Source organism: Streptomyces sp. NPDC102259, assembly GCF_044766465.1.
Classification (GTDB): Bacteria; Actinomycetota; Actinomycetes; order Streptomycetales; family Streptomycetaceae; genus Streptomyces.
Genome location: NZ_JBIWMA010000009.1, coordinates 188,750 through 209,961 on the forward strand (window position 1 = coordinate 188,750; position 21,212 = coordinate 209,961).

Genomic DNA, 21,212 nt, shown 5'->3' on the forward strand with positions numbered 1-21,212 from the left:
GTACTGCCTAGCTGGGCCGTCACTTGCAGAACGCACCGCGTCGCCACCGCGTTCCCGAGCCCGCTCGCCCCAGACGCTACCTTCCGGCCCCGCCCCCGTCCCGTGGGGGCCGTCCGGTGTGCCGGTATCGTTGCTGACGGTCGGCCGCTTCGTAGACTTCCCCGTATCCCGGGGCGCGAAGCATTCGTACGAATGTATAAACCGGCCGTGCAAACGCTTCCCCGAGAAAGGGCCCCCACCGTGGCCGCCAAGCCCGTGGCCAAGCGCCTCGTCGTGCTGGTCTCCGGATCCGGTACGAACCTCCAGGCTCTCCTCGACGCCATCGCGGCCACCGGCGTCGACGCCTACGGCGCCGAGATCGTGGCCGTCGGAGCCGACCGGGAGGGCGTCGAGGGGCTCGCCCGCGCCGAGCGCGCCGGGATCCCCACCTTCGTGCGGAAGGTCAAGGACTTCGGGAGCCGCGAGGAGTGGGACACCGCGCTCGCCGAGGCGGTGGCCGCCCACGAGCCGGACCTCGTCGTCTCCGCCGGGTTCATGAAGATCGTGGGGAAGGAATTCCTGGCACGGTTCGGGGGGCGTTTCGTCAACACGCACCCGGCCCTGCTGCCCAGCTTTCCCGGGGCCCACGGCGTGCGGGACGCGCTCGCGTACGGCGCCCGGGTCACCGGCTGCACCGTCCACTTCGTCGACGACGGCGTCGACACCGGACCGATCATCGCCCAGGGCGTGGTCGAGGTCCGGGACGAGGACGACGAGAGCGCTCTGCACGAGCGCATCAAGGAAGTCGAGCGAAGGCTGCTCGTCGAGGTCGTGGGGCGGCTCGCCCGCAACGGCTATCGCATTGAGGGACGAAAGGTAGTTATCCAGTGACCGCCGACAGCACTGTCACGGCAGAGAGCAGCAAGCGGGGCATCCGTCGCGCGCTCGTCAGCGTCTACGACAAGACCGGGCTCGAGGAGCTGGCCCGCGGGCTGCACGAGGCCGGTGTCGAGCTCGTCTCCACCGGTTCCACCGCCTCCCGCATCGCCGCCGCCGGCGTCCCCGTCACCAAGGTCGAGGAGCTCACCGGCTTCCCCGAGTGCCTGGACGGCCGGGTCAAGACCCTGCACCCCAAGGTCCACGCCGGCATCCTCGCCGACCTGCGACTCGACAGCCACCGGCAGCAGCTGGACGAGCTGGGCGTCGCGCCGTTCGACCTCGTCGTCGTCAACCTCTACCCGTTCCGGGAGACCGTCGCCTCGGGCGCCTCCGAGGACGAGTGCGTCGAGCAGATCGACATCGGCGGGCCGTCCATGGTGCGCGCCGCCGCGAAGAACCACCCGTCGGTGGCCGTGGTCACCAGCCCGGCGCGGTACGCCGACGTCCTCTCGGCCGTGCAGAGCGGCGGCTTCGACCTGGCCGCCCGCAAGCGGCTCGCCGCCGAGGCCTTCCAGCACACCGCCGCCTACGACGTGGCCGTGGCCTCCTGGTTCGCGTCCAGCTACGCGCCCGTGGACGAGTCGCGGTTCCCCGACTTCCTCGGCGCCACCTGGGAGCGCAAGAGCACCCTGCGCTACGGCGAGAACCCGCACCAGCCCGCCGCGCTCTACGTGGACGGCAGCGGTGGCGGTCTCGCCGAGGCCGAGCAGCTGCACGGCAAGGAGATGTCGTACAACAACTACACGGACACGGACGCCGCCCACCGTGCCGCGTACGACCACGCCGAGCCGGCCGTCGCGATCATCAAGCACGCCAACCCGTGCGGGATCGCCTTCGGCGCGGATGTGGCCGAGGCGCACCGCAAGGCGCACGCCTGTGACCCGCTGTCGGCCTTCGGCGGCGTCATCGCCGTCAACCGTCCGGTCAGCAAGGAGATGGCGGAGCAGGTCGCCGAGATCTTCACCGAGGTCATCGTGGCGCCCGACTACGAGGAGGGGGCGCTCGAGGCCCTCACCAAGAAGAAGAACATCCGGGTGCTCAGGGCGCCGCAGGGTCCCGCGGGCGCCGTCGAGCTCAAGCCCGTCGGCGGCGGCGCGCTGCTCCAGGTCACCGACCGGCTCCAGGCCGACGGCGACGACCCGGCGAACTGGACCCTGGCGACCGGCGAGGCGCTCGGCGCGTCCGAGCTCGCCGAGCTGGCCTTCGCCTGGCGGGCCTGTCGGGCCGTCAAGTCCAACGCCATCCTGCTCGCCAAGGACGGCGCCTCGGTCGGCGTAGGCATGGGGCAGGTCAACCGCGTCGACTCGGCGAAGCTGGCCGTCGAGCGGGCCGGTGAGGAGCGGGCGCGCGGCTCGTACGCCGCCTCCGACGCGTTCTTCCCCTTCCCGGACGGGCTGGAGGTCCTGGTCGAGGCGGGCGTCAAGGCCGTGGTGCAGCCCGGTGGTTCGGTCCGTGACGAGCTGGTCGTCGAGGCGGCGAAGAAGGCCGGCGTGACGATGTACTTCACGGGGACGCGCCACTTCTTCCACTGATCTTCCCCGATCGACGCGGCGGCCCCGGTCGCCTCTCCTGGCATGAGGAGGGGGGACCGGGGCCGACCTGCGTTCGTCCGCGGCGTAGCGCGCGCGTCAGGGCAGGTGTCAGTGCGTGCGGATCACGATCATGTTGCACACCTTGTCGGCGAAAGTCTGCCGCTTGGCGTCCCACGCCGGCCACAGCCAGCCCAGGTAGCACGCCAGGCTGTTCAGGGTCTCGGCCAGGCGACGGACGAACGCCATGCCGACGCCGACCGGCTGCCCGTCGATCTCCCGCACCAGGCGGATACCCAGGGCCTTCTTGCCGATTGTCTGGCCGGTGCGGCCTTCCTGGATCAGCTGCCAGATCCCGATGCCGATGAGGGCGGCGGCGCCGATGGCCAGCAGCGCCGGCTTGTCCTGGCCGATGAGGACTAGGGCGTAGGGCACCGCGAACACCAGCATGTCGACCACGAGGGCGCCGAAGCGCTGGCCCCAGTTCGCGTACGGCGGCTGACCGCCGTAGCCGGGCTGCTGCGGGTAGCCGTAGCCCTGCTGCGGATAACCGGGCTGCTGCGGATAACCGGGCTGCTGGGGGTAGCCGGGCTGCTGCGGCTGGCCGTACCCCTGCGGGGGGACGCCCTGCGGCGCCTGCTGGCCGTAACCGGGCTGGCCCTGCTGTGGGTAGCCGTAACCGGGCTGGCCCTGCTGGGGATTCTGCGGCTGACCGTAGGGGTCACTGGGCGGGCCGAAGCTCATGGTGGTTTTCCTCCGTTGCACAAGCGGGGACGACGCGGAGTGCGCGGAGGAACATCTTCAGATGAGCGGTTTGCCCCCCAACACCGACCGCATACTGCGGAGACCCATCGTTCTTGGACAGGTGTGCTCCTGTCCAGCCACATTCCGCAGGCTTTGTGCAAGTGCAACCTTCCCGATCATGGCCGAAACGGCACCGGGCGGAGCCGTCGGGGGGCGTGGCCGGTGCCGGGTCCGCCGACGCCCGGGTTGATCCGGATTGGAACCGGGGGGCCGTCATCCGGGAGGATGGGTCCATGACCGCCCAGATTCTCGATGGCAAGGCCACCGCAGCCGCGATCAAGTCCGATCTGACCGCCCGGGTGGCGGCGCTGAGGGAGAAGGGCGTGACGCCCGGACTCGGCACGATCCTCGTCGGCACCGACCCCGGCAGCCAGAAATACGTCGCCGGCAAGCACCGCGACTGCGCCGAGGTCGGCATCGCCTCCATCCAGCGTGAGCTGCCCGGCACGGCCACCCAGGAGGAGATCGAGGCGGTCGTCCGTGAGCTGAACGACGACCCCGACTGCACCGGCTACATCGTCCAGCTCCCGCTGCCCAAGGGCATCGACGAGAACCGGATCCTGGAACTCATGGACCCGGCCAAGGACGCCGACGGCCTGCACCCGATGAACCTCGGCCGGCTTGTCCTGGGCGAGCCCGCCCCGCTGCCCTGCACCCCCAACGGCGTGCTCACGCTGCTGCGCCGGTACGGCGTCGAGATCAAGGGCGCCGACGTCGTGGTCGTCGGCCGCGGGGTCACCATCGGCCGCTCGATGCCGCTGCTGCTGACGCGGCGCAGCGAGAACGCGACGGTGACCCAGTGTCACACCGGCACCCGGGACCTCTCGGCGCACCTGAAGCGGGCGGACATCATCGTCGCCGCGGCGGGTTCCGCGCATCTGATCCGGGCCGAGGACGTCAAGCCGGGCGCGGCCGTCCTGGACGTCGGCGTCTCCCGCAACGCGGAGGGGAAGATCGTGGGCGATGTCCACCCGGACGTCCGTGAGGTGGCCGGCTGGATCTCACCGAACCCCGGCGGCGTCGGCCCGATGACCCGCGCCCAACTGCTCGTCAACGTGGTGGAGGCGGCGGAGCGCAGTGTCGACTGACAAAACCACCGGCAAGGCCGGGAACATCGACGAGACCAAGAACACCGACGAAACCAGGAGCACTGACGTCAACGACGATGCCGACGTCATCGGCGTGAACGGCGTGAACGGCGTCAGCGGTGGTACCGGTGGTACCGGTGGTACCGGTGGTACCGGTGTCACCGGCGGTGCCGACGACATCGACGACATCGAGGTGCGGGATCCGATCAGCGCGCCCGACGCCGACGGCGTACCGCGCCGCACCACCCGCCGCTTCCCGCTGTTCACCCGGGACACCGCGCGCCCCGAGGGCGGCGGCCGGGCCGCGCCCGGCGACGCGCTGGCCGCCCGGCAGTGGCCGATCATCGTCGTCCTGGGCATCGTCGCGCTCGGTCTGCTGGTGACCGCGCTCGACGTGTTCCGGATCGGCACGATCCTGATCGGCGTCGGGCTGCTGGTCGGCGCGGTGCTGCGCTGGACGCTGCCCGGCGTCGGCATGCTCGCCGTGCGCTCGCGCTTCACCGACATCGTGACGTACACCGTGCTGGGCACGGCGATCGTCCTGCTGGCGCTGATGGTGCAGCCCAACCCGTGGCTCCAGATCCCCTTCCTGAAGGACACCCTGCACTTCACGGTCAGCAGCTGAACGGAGCCGCACGGAGCTGAACGGAGCCGCACGGAGCCGAGCGGGGCTCGGTACGGCGCAACGCGGCGGTACGGCGGCCCGTCCTCATCCCCCGAGGAGGACGGGCCGCCGACGCGTTCCACGTTCCACCCTCCTGACCGGCCCGTTCAACAGTCGGTAGGGCGCTGTGGCACGGAAGTGACCGTTCCGCCACGGTGTGCGCGCCCCGCCACAGCCGTCCCCGTCCCGGGAACCGTCCGGCCGTCCGGCGTCGTCCCCTCAACGGATCGAGGGAAAGGTGGGGCGGGATGGGCGCCTGGCAGGCGCTGCCGGACGGGCTGCCGTCGGAGGTACGGCACTTCGTCGAGCAGTTGCGGCAGCTCAAGGACGGTACGGGCCTCAGCCTGGCCTCGCTCGGCGCGCGCACCGCGTACAGCAAGTCCTCCTGGCAGCGCTATCTCAACGCCGTCCAGCCGCCGCCCCGGCAGGCCGTCGCCGCGCTGTGCCGGGTGGCGGGTCTGGTCGGCGCGGACGCCGAACGGCACGTCGTGCGCTGGGAACTGGCCGTCGAGGCCTGGCCGCGGCCGGCGTCGGCGAACCCGGCCGGGGAGTACCGGGACGACCCGACGGTCCCCTGGTGGGACCGCCCGGAGGAGCCCGCTGCCCAGGCCTCGCCCCGGCCCGCCGGACGCCTTCTGCTGTATGCGGCCCTGCTTCTGCTGGCCCTGCTGTGCACGGCCGTCGGGGGAGCGGTCGTCTTCGGTTGAGGTGCGCACATCGCGCTGAAGTGCGCTCGTCGTGTCGATACGTTGACAGTTCGGGTATGTGTCCCGAATCGTCTCGGCATCGGGTCTAACGTGGCCAATGGGGGACTTGGTGGAGGGAGGGGGGTTCGATGCCTCGCTGGAGGGCTTTGCCCGATGAACTCGACCCGCAGGTAAGGGAGTTCGCGGAGCAGTTGCGCCGGGTCGTGGACCGCACGGGACTGAGCGTCGCCGCGGTGGCCGACCGTACGGGCTACAGCAAGACGTCCTGGGAGCGGTATCTCAACGGTCGGCTGCTCGCCCCCAAGGGCGCGATCGTCGCGCTGGCCGAGGTCACCGGCACGCCTCCCATCCATCTGACCACCATGTGGGAACTGGCCGAGCGGGCCTGGAGCCGCTCGGAGCTGCGGCACGACCGGACCATGGAGGCCGTCCGGATCTCCCAGGCACGGGCCGCGCTGGGGGAGTTCGGGCCGCCGCCCGATGTGCGCGAGAGCGGTGCGGGCGGCGGCGATGTGGGCGGGAGCGGTGCGGGCGAGAGCGGTGCGGGTGGAAGTGGTGCGGGCCGGATCGCGGTGACTCCGGGCATCGCGGGACCGGCGGGCGTGTCACCGACGATGCCGACGTCGCGGGACGCGAGCGGTTCGGCCGGCGGCGCCCCGGGCGGTTCCGGCCCCCGGCGGACGACGCTGTTCCTCGCGGGGGTCGTGGGGGTGGTGACGGTCGTCGTGGGCGCGTTCCTCCTGACCGACGCAGGGGGCCCGAAGCAGGCGGTGGGCACCACCCCGTCCTCGTCCGCCCCGGCCGGGCCGAGCGCCGCGCTGCCCTCCGGGGTGCTGTGCGGCGGCTCCGACTGCACGGGCCGGGACGCGGAGGAGATGGGGTGCAGTGGCGCCCTCGCGACGACGGCGAGGTCCGCGACGGTCGGGACGACCCTGGTCGAGGTTCGTTACAGCAGGACGTGCGGGGCGGCCTGGGGCCGGATCACCCAGGCCGCGCAGGGCGACGGGGTGCGGGTCACCGTGGGTTCGGTGCGCCGGACCGGCGCCATCACGGAGGCCGGCGACACGATCGCGTACACCCCGATGGTGGCGGTGAAGAGCGCGGCGGACGCGACGGCGTGCGCGGTACTGGCGTCGGGGCAGCAGGGGTGCACGCCCTGAGACGGCCGAATGCCGGACCTGATGCCGGGCCGTCCGCCGGACCCGGGCGCCGGAACGGATGCCGGACCTGACTTCGGACCGGACAGTGGGCCTGGCGGTGGGCCGAACGGGTGAGGTGAACGGTGTTGGCGGCGCTCGGCGCGAAAAAGTCGGAGCGGGCAGGAATACCCGCCTCCGCCGCGGGCACGCGAACCGTACCCCCACGGGAGTCCGGCGCGACCCGGCACCCCCACCACGGCGGCCGCTCGGTTCCACCTCTCCCGGACCGGCGGCCGCCGCTTTCGCGCACCGCCGGAGCCGCTTCGGCCGTGGCCGAGGCGGCTACGCCTGTACAGCCGGGTCCACTCTGTGGGACGGGCCACACAACCCCGGCCGCCCGGGATCCCGGAGGCGCGATAGCCTGACCGCTGGTTGGATCTCTTGATACCAAGAGATCGATCATTTGTACGTCCCACCAGGGGCAGGGACGCCCCACCGACAGCTGTCATACGGAGAACGCCATGACCCGCACTCCCGTGAACGTCACCGTCACCGGCGCGGCCGGCCAGATCGGTTACGCCCTGCTCTTCCGCATCGCCTCCGGCCAGCTGCTCGGCGCGGACGTGCCGGTCAAGCTGCGCCTGCTGGAGATCACCCCCGCGCTGAAGGCCGCCGAGGGCACCGCCATGGAGCTCGACGACTGCGCGTTCCCGCTGCTCCAGGGCATCGACATCAGCGATGACCCGAACGTCGCCTTCGACGGCGCCAACGTCGCCCTCCTCGTCGGCGCCCGCCCGCGCACCAAGGGCATGGAGCGCGGCGACCTGCTCTCGGCCAACGGCGGCATCTTCAAGCCGCAGGGCAAGGCCATCAACGACCACGCCGCGGACGACATCAAGGTCCTGGTCGTCGGCAACCCGGCCAACACCAACGCGCTGATCGCCCAGGCCGCCGCGCCGGACGTACCGGCCGAGCGCTTCACCGCGATGACCCGCCTCGACCACAACCGCGCGCTGACCCAGCTCGCGAAGAAGACGGGCTCGACGGTCGCCGACATCAAGCGGCTGACCATCTGGGGCAACCACTCCGCGACCCAGTACCCGGACATCTTCCACGCCACGATCGCCGGAAAGAACGCCGCCGAGACCGTGAACGACGAGAAGTGGCTGGCCGAGGAGTTCATCCCGACCGTCGCCAAGCGCGGTGCGGCCATCATCGAGGCGCGTGGCGCGTCCTCCGCCGCCTCCGCCGCCAACGCGGCCATCGACCACGTGTACACCTGGGTCAACGGCACGGCGGACGGCGACTGGGCCTCCATGGGCATCCCGTCGGACGGCTCCTACGGCGTCCCGGAGGGCCTGATCTCCTCCTTCCCGGTCACCGCCAAGGACGGCTCGTACGAGATCGTCCAGGGCCTGGACATCAACGAGTTCTCCCGCGCCCGCATCGACGCGTCGGTGCAGGAGCTGACGGAGGAGCGCGAGGCGGTCCGCGGCCTCGGCCTCATCTGAGGTTCCTGAACCAATGATCCCCGGGCGGCCCGAGCCGCCCGGGGATCGCTGTTTCAGCCCCGCTTGACGGACCCGACGAACGCGGACCAGGCGCCCACCTCGAAGAGAAGCGCTCCGCGCGCGGGGGCCTTGCTGTCCCGCACGGGAACGAGAGCGGGGATGCCTTCGGCGACTTCGAGGCAGTTGCCGCCGTCCGGGTTGCTGTAGCTGGACTTGCGCCAGGTGACATTGCTCAGATCGATCGCTCGCACGGCACTTCCTCCAACATCCGCATGATGAACTTCCGTGACTCGGTCGGGGAAAGGGCCAGGTCACGCATCAAATCGTACGCACGTTGCAGTCGCTCAACCGATACGTTTTCCTCGATCAGTTCGCCCCGGTGAGCGGTTTCGACGTACGCCACGGTAGTCCCGTCGAGCAGGCGTAGGAACATCGTGTCGGTGTTGACCAGCCCATACAAACCCGAGCTCTGTGGCAGTACTTGGAGCGTGAGGTTCGTACGCTCGGATGCCTCGACCAGGTACTCCAACTGCTCCTGCCACTCCCGGGAGTCACGCATCGGGGTTCGCAGTACCGCCTCGGAGAGGATGGCCCGGAAGGGTGGCGCATCCTCTCCTTCCAGCAACTTCTGTCGACCGGTGCGGGCTTCGATCTGTTGGTTGAGTTCCTTGCCCTTGAGGCCGCCCAACGCAAGAACCTCGCGCGCGTACCCGGAGGTCTGGAGGAGACCCGGGACGATGCTCACCGAGAATTGCCACAAGCTCACCGCCTCCGCCTCCAGCACCATGTACCGCCGGTACTGCTCGCGGAACTGGCTCGGGTCTGCGAGCGCCAGTTCCCACAGCGTCAGCAGCAACCCCGGTGTTCCGTAGTGCTGGTCGAGCGCCTCGACGATCTCGGGGCTGCCCAGCGACTCCCCGCTCTCCATCTTGCCGAAGGTGGACGGGTCCCAGCCCAGCCGCTCGCCGACCTGGCGCAGGCTCTCCCCGCGCGCGCTGCGCAGCAGCCGCAGTTCCTCGGCGAACCGGCGGCGCGGTTCCTGGCTCCGGCCGGTGACCACTCGTCGCGACGGCATGACGCGCTCCTCCCCGTAACACCCTTGATACGCAGAGTAATTCAGTGCCGTTCCGGGGTCAGGCGTTTCGCGGGTACCACGGGTGCCGCCTCGTCGGCGGCCGTTCCCCTGTCCCGGAGGCCGGTCACGACCACGACGGTCGCCGCGAGCACCGCCACCGCGACCGTCCGCAGGGCCGGACCCATGCCCGCCGTGAAGCCGTTGTGGCCGGCCAGGACCGTGCCGGTGACCGCGACGCCCAGCGCCGCGCCGATCTCGCGGGCCGAGGTGCCGAGGCCGGAGCCGAGGCCCGCCTGGTGGTGGGGGAGCGAGGTGACGACGCCCAGGGTGAGGGCGGGCATCGACAGGCCGGTGCCCGCCGAGATGACCAGCAGCCAGCAGGCGTACAGCGCGTAGGGCGTGCCGGCGTCCGCGCTGGACGCGCCGAGGAGTCCGAGGCCGATCAGGGCGAGCCCGGCGCCGATGACCGGGCGAGGGTGCGCCGACCAGCGGGCGGTCAGCTTCGGGACGACGGCCATGCCGGTGATGAGGGGGACGATCGCGACCCCGGTGACGGCGGGCCCGTAGCCCTTCACCTCCTGGAGGTACTGGGAGTTGACGAAGAACAGCGCGAACAGGCCGAAGAAGCCCGTCATCAGGCCGAGGCTCGTCGCCCGCAGACGGGGGGAGCGGAACACGCGCGGGTCGAAGAGGGGTGTGCGGGAGCGCAGGGCCTGTACGGCGAAGGCGGCGATCAGGACGGCTCCCGCGCCGAACGAGCCCAGGATGCGGGGCGAGGTCCAGCCGTGGTCCGGCCCCTCGATGATGCCGAAGAGGACCGCGACCAGCCCGGCGGTGAGCAGCAGGGTGCCCAGCGGGTCCAGATTGCTGTGCGGGGAGCGGTCGGTGCGCGGGGTGGTCAGTGCCACGGCGAGCGCCAGCAGGGCCGCCAGCGGGACCATCGCGCCGAACAGGGCCCGCCAGGTCAGGAACTGGCCGACGAGGCCGCCGCCCAGGTTGCCCGCCATGCCGCCGAGGCCGATGGCGAGGGTCCAGGACGCCATCGCCTGGGCCCTGCGCCGCGGCCCCGCGAGGTGGACGAGGATCGACATCGTCGCCGGGGTGATGAGTGCCGCGCCCGCTCCCGAGATGCCCCGGCCCGCGATGAGCAGCGCCGGGTCGGGCGCGCACGCGCTGGTGGCGGCGCCCGCGGCGAACAGGCCGAGCCCGGCGAGCAGGGCGCCCTTGCGGCCGTACCGGTCGCCGAGCGCGCCGGCCGGGATGAGCAGTCCGGCGAACGCGATGACGTATGCGTCGACGGTCCACAGGATCTCGGTGTGCGAGGGGTGCAGGGAGGACGAACCCAGTTGTGGGATGAGGAGGTTGATCGCGGCGACCATGCTCTGCGCGACCAGCACGCAGGCGCACAGCGCGAGGAGGGTGGATCGTTTCAGGGCGTGCGAGGGCACGGCTCCTCCAGGGGAGCTCGGTGAAGTGGTGAAGTGGGATGCCCGGCCGGGGCCCTTTCACCGTAGGCTCGCCCCTGACCTGCTTTCCAGTGCAACCTTTGCAAGGGACGAATGCGCGTGACGCAATCCGTGACCGGGCGCTGGGTGGAGCCGCGGGTGGCCCCGTGAGCGGCCCTGTGAGCGGCCCTGTGGGCGCCCCCGTGGGCATCGACATGAATCTGCTGGTCGCGCTGGACGTGCTGCTGGAGGAGCAGAGCGTGCAGGGCGCGGCCCGGCGCCTGCACCTGTCGGAACCGGCCATGAGCCGCACCCTCGGCCGGATCCGCAAGGCGCTCGGTGATCCGGTCCTGGTGCGGGCCGGGCGGCGGATGGTGCCGACGCCCCGCGCGATCGCCGTACGGGCCGAGGTGAGCGCGGTCGTCGAGCGGGCGCGTGCGTTGTTCGCGCCGGCCGAGGGCACCGACCTGAGGACGGTGACCCGCTCCTTCACGATCCTCGGCCACGACGCCATCGCGGCCGCCCACGGCCCGGCCCTGTACGCCCGCGTCGCCGCCGAGGCCCCCGGCATCCGCCTGCGCTTCCTCAGCGAGAGTCACATCGACGCGCCGTTCCTGCGCGAGGGCACCGCCGACCTGGAGGTGGGCGTCCTCGACACGACCGCCCCCGAGGTGCACCGGGAACAGCTCTACGAGGACCGCATGGTGGGCGTCGCGCGGGCCGGACACCCGCTGCTGGAGGGCGAGTTGACGCCCGAGCGGTTCGCGCGTGAGGCCGACCACATCCTCGTGTCCCGGCGCGGCAGGCTGCACGGGCCGGTCGACGCCGCGCTCGCCGAACTCGGCCTGGAGCGAAGGGTGGTGGGGACCGTCGGCTCCCTGCCGTCCTCCCTGTTCGTCATCCGCGACACCGACCTGGTCGGTCTCAACACCGGCTGGGGGCTGCCGCTGGCGGAGAGCCTCGGGCTGGTCTCCTTCGAGGTGCCGCTGCCCCTGCCGCCGCTTCGGCTGGGCATGGCCTGGCACCCGCGCCACGACGCCGACCCGGCCCACGCCTGGCTGCGGGGCGCGGTGCGGGACCTGGTGGCCCGGTGGTCAGCCGACGGTCGTTGACGTCGCGAGCCGCTTCTCGAACCAGTGGTCGGCGTAGACGTGGTCGCCGTACGCGGGGATCTCCCGGTACCCGCACGCCCGGTACATCGCCCGTGCCTCGGTGAGTGTGGCGTTCGTGTCCAGGCGCAGCAGGTGCAGGCCGCGCTCCGCCGCCGCCCGCTCCAGGTGGTCGAGGATCCGCCGGGCGAGGCCGAGGCGCCGGGCGTCCGGGTGCACCCAGACGTGCTTGAGCTCGCCGACGCCGGGTTCCAGGGTCCGCAGCCCTCCGCAGCCCACCGCCCGGCCCTCCTCGTACGCCACGAAGAAGGCGCCCCTCGCGCCGGAGACCTCCGCCGGGCCGACCAGGTCGGACGCCGTGAAGCTGCCGAAGCGGGCGGTGAGGTCGGCGGCGTAGGCCTCCAGGCAGGCTCGGGCGTCCGGTGCGGCGCCGTCGACCCGTTCGACGGTGATGGCCGCCAGGCGCAGCAGGCGGCGCGCGGTGGCCATCGCCGCGGTCAGTTCCGCGCGCTGGTCCTCGCCGAGTCCGGCCAGCAGGTCCGCCGTGCGCACGTCGGCCCGGCGGTTCTGCTCCTTGAGCTCGACGCGTCCGGCCGGGGTCAGCTCGACCGTCCGCAGCCGGTTGTCGTCGGGGTGCACGCCGATCCGGACCATGCCCTGCGCCTCCAAGGCCTTCGCCATCCGGCTCAGATACCCGGCGTCCAGACCGAGCCGGCCGCGCAACGCGCGCAGGGACACGCCGGCCTCCGCGTCGGCGATCTCGAACATCAGCCGGGCCTCGCCCAGCGGGCGGTCCTGGCCGAGGTAGTGGTCGTCCAGGGCGCCGATCCGGCGCGTGAAATAGCGGTTGAAGCGACGGAAGGCCGCCACCTGCTCCGCCGCCACCTGCTCTGCCGCCACCTGCTCCGCCGCCACTGGCTCTGTCTGCACTGGCTCCATAGTTCTTTGACTTTAGTCAAAGGTTCTGGCCGCGTCCATGGTCCGGCCAGGCCACCCGTCCATGACCACGCGTACGGTTTGTCACTTTATGTCCATAACTTCAGTGATGCGGAGCACTTTCGGCCATGCATTGCGCATGCAATGGGAGGGTGGGGGCATGTGGACGCCGTCGCCGAGACAGACCCATAGGTGACGCAGGGGGACTGAACAGGAACGGAAGGCGACACCGATCATGGCCGACAGGACGGAACAGCCGGAACAGCGAGATCACCGGACGATCCATGCGGGCGGAGAGTGGCTGGAAGCCGTCTCCGGCGCGACCCGCGAGATCCTCGACCCCGCGGACGGCCGCTCCTTCGCCGTGGTCGCGGAGGGCGACGAGAAGGACACCGACCTGGCGGTCGCGGCCGCCCGCACCGCCTTCGACGAGGGCGACTGGCCGCGCACCCCCGTCGTCGAACGCGCCGCCCTGCTGCACCGCGTCGCCGATCTTCTCGTGCGCGATCGCGAACGGCTCGGTCTGCTGGAGAGCCGGGACGCGGGCAAGACGCTCGAGGAGGGGCGCGTCGACATCGACTGCGTCGCCGACGCCTTCCGCTACTTCGCCGGACTCGTCGCCGGCGAGGCCTCGGGCCGGGTGGTGGACGCGGGCTCGCCCGACATCCACAGCGTCGTCGTCCATGAGCCGGTCGGCGTGTGCGCGCTGATCACCCCCTGGAACTACCCGCTGCTGCAAGCCAGTTGGAAGATCGCCCCGGCGCTCGCCGCCGGCAACACGTTCGTCGTCAAGCCGAGCGAGATCACCCCGATGACGACGATCGCGCTCATCGACCTGCTTCTCGAGGCCGGGCTGCCCGCCGGGGTCGCGGGCATCGTCACCGGGCCCGGCCACACGGTCGGCGCCCGGCTCGCCGAGCACCCCGACGTCGACCTCGTCTCCTTCACCGGCGGCCTGGTCAGCGGCACGAAGGTGGCCCAGGCGGCCGCCCCGACCGTCAAGAAGGTCGCCCTCGAACTCGGCGGCAAGAACCCCAACGTGGTCTTCGCCGACTCCTGCGCCACCGAGGAGGGCTTCGACACCGCCGTCGACCAGGCCCTCAACGCCGCCTTCATCCACAGCGGCCAGGTCTGCTCGGCGGGCTCCCGGCTCATCGTCGAGGAGTCGGTCCGAGACCGCTTCGTCGCCGAACTCGCCCGCAGGGCCGAGAAGATCCGGCTGGGGCGCGGCACGGAGGACGGCGTCGAGTGCGGTCCGCTCGTCTCCGAGCAGCAGCGCGCCAAGACCGAGGCGTACGTCGCCTCCGCGCTCGCGGAGGGCGCGGTGCTGCGGTCCGGCGGCCGGCGTCCGGAACCCGCGCCGCAGCGGCCGGAGTCCGGCTACTTCTACGAGCCCACCGTCCTCGACCGCTGCCACCGCGAGATGAAGGTCGTGCGGGAGGAGGTCTTCGGACCGGTTCTCACCGTCGAGACCTTCCGCACCGAGGACGAGGCCGTCGCCCTCGCCAACGACACCGAGTACGGCCTCGCGGGCGCCGTCTGGACCGCCGACGCGGGCCGGGCGCGCCGGGTCGCCGGCCGGCTGCGGCACGGCACCGTCTGGATCAACGACTTCCACCCCTATCTGCCGCAGGCGGAGTGGGGCGGCTTCGGAAAGAGCGGGGTGGGTCGCGAACTCGGCCCCGCCGGGCTCGCCGAGTACCGCGAGGCCAAGCACGTCTACCAGAACCTCGCGCCGCGCCCCGTCCGCTGGTTCGCCGGCTGACGCCTGGCTGACGCCGGCCGTCGGCATCCCGGCCGTCGGCTTCCCGACCACCGGTTTCCCGGCCAACAGCTTCCCGACCACCGGCAACCCGCCCGCCCCGCCTGCCCCGGAAGACTTCGCACGCCCCTGGAGTACCCCCCATGCCAGAGAACGCACATGTCTACGACTATGTCGTCGTCGGAGGCGGAACCGCCGGTTCCGTCATCGCCTCCCGGCTGACCGAGAACCCCGACACCACCGTCGCCGTCATCGAGGGCGGCCCCAGTGACGTCGGCCGCGACGACGTCCTCACCCTGCGCCGCTGGATGGGCCTGCTCGGTGGCGAACTCGACTACGACTACCCGACCACCGAGCAGCCGCGCGGCAACTCCCACATCCGGCACAGCCGCGCCCGCGTCCTCGGCGGCTGCTCCTCCCACAACACGCTCATCGCCTTCAAGCCGCTGCCGTCCGACTTCGACGAGTGGGAGGCGGCCGGGGCCGAGGGGTGGGGCGCGGTCCCCATGGAGGCGTACTACGCGCGCCTGCTGAACAACATCGTCCCGGTCGACGAGAAGGACCGGAACGCCATCGCCCGCGATTTCGTCGACGCCGCCCAGCAGGCGACCGGAGTGCCGCGGATCGAGGGCTTCAACGAGAAGCCCTTCGACGACGGCGTCGGCTTCTTCGACCTCGCCTACCACCCGGAGACCAACAAGCGGTCGAGCGCCTCGGTGGCCTATCTGCACCCGGTGATGGACGAGCGGCCCAACCTGACGATCCTGCTGGAGAGCTGGGCGTACCGGCTGGAGCTCGACGGCACGCGCGCGGAAGGCGTGCACGTCCGCACGAAGGACGGCGAGGAGATCCTCGTACGGGCCCGCCGCGAGGTCGTGCTGTGCGCGGGCGCCGTCGACTCGCCCCGCCTCCTCCTGCACTCCGGCATCGGCCCGAAGGCCGACCTGGACGCGCTCGGCATACCCGTCGTGCTCGACCTGCCCGGCGTCGGCGAGAACCTCCTCGACCACCCCGAGTCGGTGATCGTCTGGGAGACCCACGGGCCGCTCCCGGAGAACTCCGCGATGGACTCCGACGCCGGTCTCTTCGTGCGCCGCGACCCCGAACACCCGGGCCCCGACCTGATGTTCCACTTCTACCAGGTGCCCTTCACCGACAACCCGGAGCGCCTGGGCTACGAACGCCCGCCGTACGGCGTCTCGATGACCCCCAACATCCCCAAGCCGAAGTCCCGCGGCCGGCTCTACCTGGAGAGCGCGGACCCGGCCGTGAAGCCCGCCCTGGACTTCCGCTACTTCACCGACGAGGACGACCACGACGGCCGCACCCTCGTCGACGGGATCAGGATCGCCCGCGAGGTCGCGAAGACCGAGCCGCTGGCCGGCTGGCTCAAGCGCGAGGTCGCGCCCGGCCCGGACATCACGGGCGACGAGGAACTGAGCGAGTACGCCCGCAAGGTCGCGCACACCGTCTACCACCCGGCGGGAACCTGCCGCATGGGTGCCGAGGACGACGAACTGGCCGTGGTCGACCCGCGGTTGCGCATCCGGGGCCTGGACGGCATCCGCATCGCGGACGCCTCGGTTTTCCCCACCATGACCGCCGTGAACCCCATGATCGGGGTGCTCATGGTCGGCGAGAAAGCCGTCGACCTGATCGGAGACGATGCGCGATGACGATCATGCCCGCCACCCGTAAGCCGCCCACCGCGGAATCCGACGCCCCCGTCTTCTCGGTGGACGGACTGTGGAAGGTCTTCGGACCCAAGTCCGAGCGCGTCCCCGCCGACCCGGAGCTCACCGCGCTCCCGCCCGCCGAACTCCGCTCCCGCACCGGCTGCACGGCCGCCGTCCGGGACGTCTCCTTCGACGTGCGCAAGGGCGAGGTCTTCGTCGTCATGGGCCTGTCCGGCTCCGGCAAGTCCACCCTGGTGCGCTGTCTGACCCGGCTGATCGAGCCGACGGCCGGCACCATCGTCGTCGACGGCGAGGACGTCCGCGCGATGGACCGCACCCGGCTGCGCGAACTGCGCCGGCACCGCGCCGCGATGGTCTTCCAGCACTTCGGCCTCCTCCCGCACCGCACGGTCCTCGACAACGTGGCCTACGGCCTGGAGATCCAGGGCATGGGCCGCTCCGAGCGACGCGCCCGCGCCAAGGATGTCGTCGACAAGGTCGGCCTGGACGGCATGGAACAGCGCAGGCCCGCCCAGCTCTCCGGCGGCCAGCGGCAACGCGTCGGCCTGGCCCGCGCGCTGGCCGTCGACCCCGAGGTACTTCTCTTCGACGAGCCGTTCAGCGCCCTCGACCCGCTCATCCGGCGCGACATGCAGGAGGAGGTCGTCCGGCTGCACCGCGAGGAGGGCCGCACGATGGTCTTCATCACCCACGACCTCAGCGAGGCGCTGAAGCTGGGCGACCGCATCGCCCTGATGCGCGACGGGCAGGTCGTGCAGCTGGGCACGCCCGAGGAGATCGTGGGCTCCCCGGCCGACGACTACGTCCGCGAGTTCGTCCGGGACGTGCCGCGCGAGCAGGTCCTGACGGTCCGTACGGCCATGCGGCCCGCGTCGTCGGCGGAGGCGGGCGGCGGTCCGGCCGTGTCCCCGGACGCCACGGTGTCCCAGGCGATCGAGGCGGTCGCCCGGTCGGGCGGCCCGGTGCGGGTCATGGACTCGGGCCGGTGCCTGGGCGTCGTCGACCACGAGCGGCTGCTCGGCGTGGTGGCCGGCACGAGTCCCGGATCCCAGCCCGCAGGACGGGAGCCCGGATCCGTCGCGGTCGGAACGGAGCCCCGTAAGGAGGCGGTCTGATGGCCACGCTGACCACACCCGCCCCCCGGGTCGCCCTTCCGGGCATCCTCAAACACCAGGCCGTCCGCAAGCTTCTGATGCTCGCGCTCGCGGCCGCGATCCTCGTCCCGCTGGCCAACGCCCGGTGGGCCAGCGGCACCTGGCCGCACGCGCTCACCGTCGACCTCACCAGCCCGCTCACCGGCGCCAGCGACTGGATCATCGACAACCGCGACAGCCACCCGCTGTTCCTCTACTTCTTCGGCTACCTCAGCAACGGCGTGGTCCTCTCGGTGCGCGCCGTGTATCTGGTGCTGCTCGGCGCGGGCTGGGCCGGGGTCACCGCGGCGGCCGCGCTGGTCGCCTGGCGGGTGGCCGGGGTGCGGCTCGCGCTCGGCACGGCGGCCGCGTTCCTGGCCTGCGGCCTGCTCGGCATGTGGGTGCCGACCATGCAGACGCTGGCCCTGATGGTCGTCGCCGTCCTCGTGTCGGTCGTCGTGGGCGTGGTGCTCGGCCTGGCCGGCGGCCTCTCCGAGCGCCTGGACCGCGCCCTGCGCCCGGTCCTCGACACCATGCAGGTACTGCCCGCCTTCGCCTACCTGCTCCCGGTCGTGCTCGTCTTCGGCATCGGCGTCCCGGCGGCCGTCCTGGCCACCGTCGTCTACGCCGCCCCGCCCATGGCCCGGCTCACCGCGCTCGGACTGCGCGGCGCCGACAAGGAGGTCCTGGAAGCGGTGGAGTCGCTGGGCGCGACCGCCCGGCAACGTCTGCTGACCGCCCGGATCCCGCTGGCCCGCAAGGAACTCCTCCTCGGCCTCAACCAGACGATCATGATGGCCCTCGGCATGGCGGTCATCGCGTCGGTGATCGGCGCGGGCGGCCTCGGTGACCGCGTCTACCAGGCGCTGGCCTCGGTCGACGTGGGCGCGGCCCTCGCCGCCGGCATCCCGATCGTGCTCCTCGCGGTCGTCCTGGACCGGGTCACGGCCGCCGCCGGTCGCGCCGGCGACGGCGAACCGGGCCGCGGCCGGGCCGGCTGGCTCTACGCCGCTGCCGCCGCCGTGGCCGTGGCCCTCGTCGGGCGCGTGATCGGCCGGATCGACTGGCCCGACGCCTGGACGGTGAGCATCGCCGCCCCGGTCAACGACGCCGTCGACTGGATGACCGACCACCTCTACTCCGGGGTGCCCGTGATCGGCGGCACCGCCGACTGGGCCGGCCACTTCACCACCTGGGTCCTCGACCCCGTCCGGGCCGGCCTCCAGGGACTGCCCTGGTGGGCCGTGCTGCTGCTGGTCGCCGCGATCGCCTGGCCGATCGGCACCTGGCGCACCGCGCTGACCGCCGTCCTCGCGCTGGCCGCGACCGGCGTGCTCGGCGTGTGGGAACCGTCCCTGGACACCCTCTCCCAGGTGCTGGCCGCCGTCGCCGTCACCCTCGTCCTGGGCTTCGCGACCGGCATCGCCGCCGCCCGCAGCGACCGCGTCGAACGGCTGCTGCGCCCGGTTCTGGACGTGTTCCAGACGATGCCGCAGTTCGTGTACCTGATCCCGGTCGTCGCCCTGTTCGGCGTCGGCCGCGCCCCCGCCGTCGCGGCGGCCGTCGTCTACGCGCTGCCCGCCGTCGTCCGCATCACCACCCAGGGCCTGCGCCAGGTCGACCCGGCGGCGATGGAGTCCGCCCGGTCCCTCGGCGCGACCGGCGCGCAGCAACTGCGCCAGGTCCAGCTTCCGCTCGCCCGGCCCGCGCTGCTGCTCGCCGTGAACCAGGGCGTGGTCCTCGTCCTCGCCGTCGTCATCATCGGCGGTCTGGTCGGCGGTGGCGCGCTCGGCTACGACGCCGTGTTCGGGCTCGCCCAGGGCGACCTCGCGACCGGTCTGGTGGCCGGCGCCGCGATCGTCTGCCTCGGCCTGATGCTCGACCGGGTGACCCAGCCGGCCGACCGCCGCGTGAAGAAGGGAGCGTGACCATGCGACTCGGGAACCTGAAACCCCGTACGACCGCTGTGACGGCCGGCGCGTCGGCGCTCCTGCTGCTCACCGGCTGCGGCGCCGCCGACATGACCAAGCAGGCCTCGCCGTTCGCCAACGCGCAGGGCGCCAAGACCGTGACCCTCTCGGTCCAGTCCTGGGTGGGCGCGCAGGCCAACGTGGCCGTCGCCCAGTACCTGCTGGAGCACAAGCTCGGCTACCGCGTCGACACCGTGCAGGTCGACGAGGTGCCCGCCTGGGACGCGCTCAGCCAGGGCCGGGTCGACGCGATCATGGAGGACTGGGGCCACCCCGACCAGGAGCAGCGCTACGTCGACGACAAGAAGACGATCGCGCGCGGCGGCGACCTCGGCGTCACCGGACACATCGGCTGGTTCGTCCCGACGTACTTCGCGAAGCAGCACCCGGACGTCACCGACTGGAAGAACCTGAACAAGTACGCGTCCCAGTTCCGCACCGCCGAGAGCGGCGGCAAGGGCCAGCTCATGGACGGCTCCCCGTCCTACGTCACCAACGACAAGGCCCTGGTGCAGAACCTGAAGCTCGACTACCAGGTCGTCTTCGCCGGTTCCGAGGCCGCCCAGATCACGCAGATGAGGCAGTTCGCCAAGGAGAAGAAGCCCTTCCTCACCTACTGGTACGCCCCGCAGTGGCTCTTCGAGAAGGTCCCGATGACCGAGGTGAAGCTGCCCGCCTACAAGGAGGGCTGCGACGCGGAGCCGGACAAGGTGGCCTGCGGCTACCCGCGGACCCCGCTCCAGAAGTACCTCAACGCGGACTTCTCGAAGGACGGCGGCAGGGCGGCCGCCTTCCTGAAGAAGTTCAAGTGGACGACGGAGGACCAGAACGAGGTGTCCCTGATGATCGCCGACCAGAAGCTCACTCCGGAGGCGGCCGCCAAGAAGTGGGTGGACGGCCACACGTCGACATGGAAGGCGTGGCTGTCCTGAGCGCTCCCAGGACAGCCACGGCAACAGGCACGGGGACGGGGACGGGCACGGGCACTAGGACAGGCCCCGCACCAGTTCCGTGCTGATCTCCCGCAGGGCGGCTGCCGACCGCCGCTGGAGTCCCGGTCCGAACGTGACGCGGGTGGCCCCGAGTTTGCCGAGTCCGGCGGGCGAGGGGCCCTCGCCGTCCACCCGGCCGCCCACGTTGAGCGGGCCCAGGATCCCCGACCGCAGCAGCGGCAGGAGGGCCGTCGGGGCGCCGATCGGATAGACGCAGTCGGCGCCCGCGGCGACGTACGCCGCCGCCCGCTCGATGGCCCCTCCGGGGTCGCCGTCGCCGTGCGCGAAGGTGTCGACGCGCGCGTTGACGAAGAGCCGGTCGCCCGCCGCCCGCCGCACCTCGGCGAGCCACTCGGCGTGCTCGCGCGGGTCCTTGAGGACACCGTCGACCGAGTCCTCCAGGTTGCAGCCGACGGCGCCCGTCTCCAGCAGCCGCTCCACCAGCTCCTTCGGCGCCAGCCCGTATCCGTCCTCGACGTCCGCCGACACCGGCACGTCCACCGCCCGTACGATCCGGGCGACCGCCGCGAACATCTCGTCGGCCGGGGTCCGCCCGTCCGCGTACCCGAGCGAGGCGGCGACGCCCGCGCTCGGCGTCGCCAGCGCCGGGAACCCGGCCTCGACGAACACCCGGGCGCTGGCCGCGTCCCAGGGGCCGGGCAGGACGAGAGGGTCGCCCGGCAGCCGGCCGTGGTGCAGCCCGCGGAACTCGTCCACCTTGCTCATGACGTCC

At 71.9% G+C, this 21,212-nt stretch carries 19 protein-coding genes; 13 read left to right on the forward strand and 6 right to left on the reverse strand.

The window, feature by feature from the left end; all coding sequences use genetic code 11:
- The first annotated feature begins 240 nt into the window (after nucleotides 1-240).
- Nucleotides 241-870, forward strand: a complete 630-nt coding sequence (gene purN, locus ACIRPU_RS22335; protein ID WP_355705360.1) for a phosphoribosylglycinamide formyltransferase — start codon at nucleotides 241-243, stop codon at nucleotides 868-870.
- Nucleotides 867-2,450 carry a bifunctional phosphoribosylaminoimidazolecarboxamide formyltransferase/IMP cyclohydrolase gene (purH, locus tag ACIRPU_RS22340; RefSeq protein WP_384125299.1) on the forward strand — a complete coding sequence of 528 codons (1,584 nt, stop codon included), beginning with the start codon at nucleotides 867-869 and terminating at the stop codon, nucleotides 2,448-2,450. The genes purN and purH overlap by 4 nt, the downstream gene beginning before the upstream one ends.
- A 108-nt stretch (nucleotides 2,451-2,558) precedes the next feature.
- Here the strand turns inward: purH and ACIRPU_RS22345 are convergent, their stop codons facing one another.
- Nucleotides 2,559-3,191, reverse strand: coding sequence for an RDD family protein (locus tag ACIRPU_RS22345; RefSeq protein ID WP_403869859.1), 633 nt, complete (start codon nucleotides 3,189-3,191; stop codon nucleotides 2,559-2,561).
- A gap of 293 nt (nucleotides 3,192-3,484) precedes the next feature.
- Between ACIRPU_RS22345 and ACIRPU_RS22350 the strand changes: the two genes are divergently transcribed.
- The 5 genes from ACIRPU_RS22350 (at nucleotide 3,485) to ACIRPU_RS22370 (ending at nucleotide 8,360) form a co-directional block, all read left to right on the forward strand.
- Complete coding sequence (locus ACIRPU_RS22350) at nucleotides 3,485-4,339, forward strand: bifunctional methylenetetrahydrofolate dehydrogenase/methenyltetrahydrofolate cyclohydrolase (protein ID WP_355705363.1); 855 nt, start codon at nucleotides 3,485-3,487, stop codon at nucleotides 4,337-4,339.
- A complete protein-coding gene (locus ACIRPU_RS22355) occupies nucleotides 4,329-4,964 on the forward strand; it encodes a DUF3017 domain-containing protein (protein ID WP_403869862.1) in 636 nt (211 codons plus the stop codon). Before ACIRPU_RS22350 ends, ACIRPU_RS22355 begins: the two co-directional genes overlap by 11 nt.
- Nucleotides 4,965-5,251: 287 nt before the next feature.
- Nucleotides 5,252-5,710: a helix-turn-helix domain-containing protein gene (locus tag ACIRPU_RS22360; protein WP_403869865.1), complete on the forward strand. Its 459-nt coding sequence runs from the start codon at nucleotides 5,252-5,254 to the stop codon at nucleotides 5,708-5,710.
- 146 nt (nucleotides 5,711-5,856) lie between these two features.
- Nucleotides 5,857-6,870, forward strand: coding sequence for a helix-turn-helix domain-containing protein (locus tag ACIRPU_RS22365; RefSeq protein ID WP_403869868.1), 1,014 nt, complete (start codon nucleotides 5,857-5,859; stop codon nucleotides 6,868-6,870).
- Nucleotides 6,871-7,370: 500 nt separating this feature from the next.
- On the forward strand, nucleotides 7,371-8,360 hold the full coding sequence (locus ACIRPU_RS22370) for a malate dehydrogenase (RefSeq protein WP_403869871.1): 990 nt from the start codon (nucleotides 7,371-7,373) through the stop codon (nucleotides 8,358-8,360).
- A 53-nt stretch (nucleotides 8,361-8,413) separates the two neighbouring features.
- On the opposite strand, the gene ACIRPU_RS22375 is transcribed toward ACIRPU_RS22370, so the two are convergent.
- Genes ACIRPU_RS22375 through ACIRPU_RS22385 form a run of 3 tightly spaced genes read right to left on the reverse strand, consistent with a single transcriptional unit; the run spans nucleotide 8,414 to nucleotide 10,883 of the window.
- A complete protein-coding gene (locus ACIRPU_RS22375) occupies nucleotides 8,414-8,611 on the reverse strand; it encodes a DUF397 domain-containing protein (protein WP_403869874.1) in 198 nt (65 codons plus the stop codon).
- Nucleotides 8,593-9,435, reverse strand: a complete 843-nt coding sequence (locus ACIRPU_RS22380) for a helix-turn-helix domain-containing protein (protein ID WP_403869877.1) — start codon at nucleotides 9,433-9,435, stop codon at nucleotides 8,593-8,595. The genes ACIRPU_RS22375 and ACIRPU_RS22380 overlap by 19 nt, the downstream gene beginning before the upstream one ends.
- 41 nt (nucleotides 9,436-9,476) lie before the next feature.
- The gene (locus tag ACIRPU_RS22385) at nucleotides 9,477-10,883 is read right to left on the reverse strand and encodes an MFS transporter (RefSeq protein ID WP_403869880.1); all 1,407 of its coding nucleotides are present in this window, start codon (nucleotides 10,881-10,883) and stop codon (nucleotides 9,477-9,479) included.
- A gap of 164 nt (nucleotides 10,884-11,047) precedes the next feature.
- On the opposite strand from ACIRPU_RS22385, the gene ACIRPU_RS22390 reads away from it, so the two are divergent.
- A complete protein-coding gene (locus ACIRPU_RS22390; RefSeq protein ID WP_403869883.1) occupies nucleotides 11,048-11,992 on the forward strand; it encodes a LysR family transcriptional regulator in 945 nt (314 codons plus the stop codon).
- On the opposite strand, the gene ACIRPU_RS22395 is transcribed toward ACIRPU_RS22390, so the two are convergent.
- On the reverse strand, nucleotides 11,975-12,919 hold the full coding sequence (locus ACIRPU_RS22395; protein WP_403869886.1) for a GNAT family N-acetyltransferase: 945 nt from the start codon (nucleotides 12,917-12,919) through the stop codon (nucleotides 11,975-11,977). The two genes, ACIRPU_RS22390 and ACIRPU_RS22395, sit on opposite strands and share 18 nt — an antisense overlap.
- Before the next feature lie 241 nt (nucleotides 12,920-13,160).
- On the opposite strand from ACIRPU_RS22395, the gene ACIRPU_RS22400 reads away from it, so the two are divergent.
- The 5 genes from ACIRPU_RS22400 to ACIRPU_RS22420 all read left to right on the forward strand — a co-directional run bounded on the left by ACIRPU_RS22400 (nucleotide 13,161) and on the right by ACIRPU_RS22420 (nucleotide 20,419).
- A complete protein-coding gene (locus tag ACIRPU_RS22400; RefSeq protein ID WP_403869889.1) occupies nucleotides 13,161-14,690 on the forward strand; it encodes an aldehyde dehydrogenase family protein in 1,530 nt (509 codons plus the stop codon).
- Between the two features lie 140 nt (nucleotides 14,691-14,830).
- Nucleotides 14,831-16,363, forward strand: coding sequence for a GMC family oxidoreductase (locus ACIRPU_RS22405; protein WP_403869891.1), 1,533 nt, complete (start codon nucleotides 14,831-14,833; stop codon nucleotides 16,361-16,363).
- A gap of 5 nt (nucleotides 16,364-16,368) precedes the next feature.
- Nucleotides 16,369-17,499 (forward strand): glycine betaine/L-proline ABC transporter ATP-binding protein, encoded by a 1,131-nt coding sequence (locus ACIRPU_RS22410; protein WP_403870117.1) that lies wholly within the window; start codon nucleotides 16,369-16,371, stop codon nucleotides 17,497-17,499.
- A complete protein-coding gene (locus tag ACIRPU_RS22415; protein WP_403869894.1) occupies nucleotides 17,499-19,445 on the forward strand; it encodes an ABC transporter permease in 1,947 nt (648 codons plus the stop codon). Before ACIRPU_RS22410 ends, ACIRPU_RS22415 begins: the two co-directional genes overlap by 1 nt.
- Before the next feature lie 2 nt (nucleotides 19,446-19,447).
- Nucleotides 19,448-20,419 carry an ABC transporter substrate-binding protein gene (locus ACIRPU_RS22420; protein WP_403869897.1) on the forward strand — a complete coding sequence of 324 codons (972 nt, stop codon included), beginning with the start codon at nucleotides 19,448-19,450 and terminating at the stop codon, nucleotides 20,417-20,419.
- Nucleotides 20,420-20,473: 54 nt separating this feature from the next.
- On the opposite strand, the gene ACIRPU_RS22425 is transcribed toward ACIRPU_RS22420, so the two are convergent.
- Nucleotides 20,474-21,205, reverse strand: a complete 732-nt coding sequence (locus ACIRPU_RS22425) for an isocitrate lyase/phosphoenolpyruvate mutase family protein (RefSeq protein WP_403869900.1) — start codon at nucleotides 21,203-21,205, stop codon at nucleotides 20,474-20,476.
- Nucleotides 21,206-21,212 lie beyond the last annotated feature (7 nt).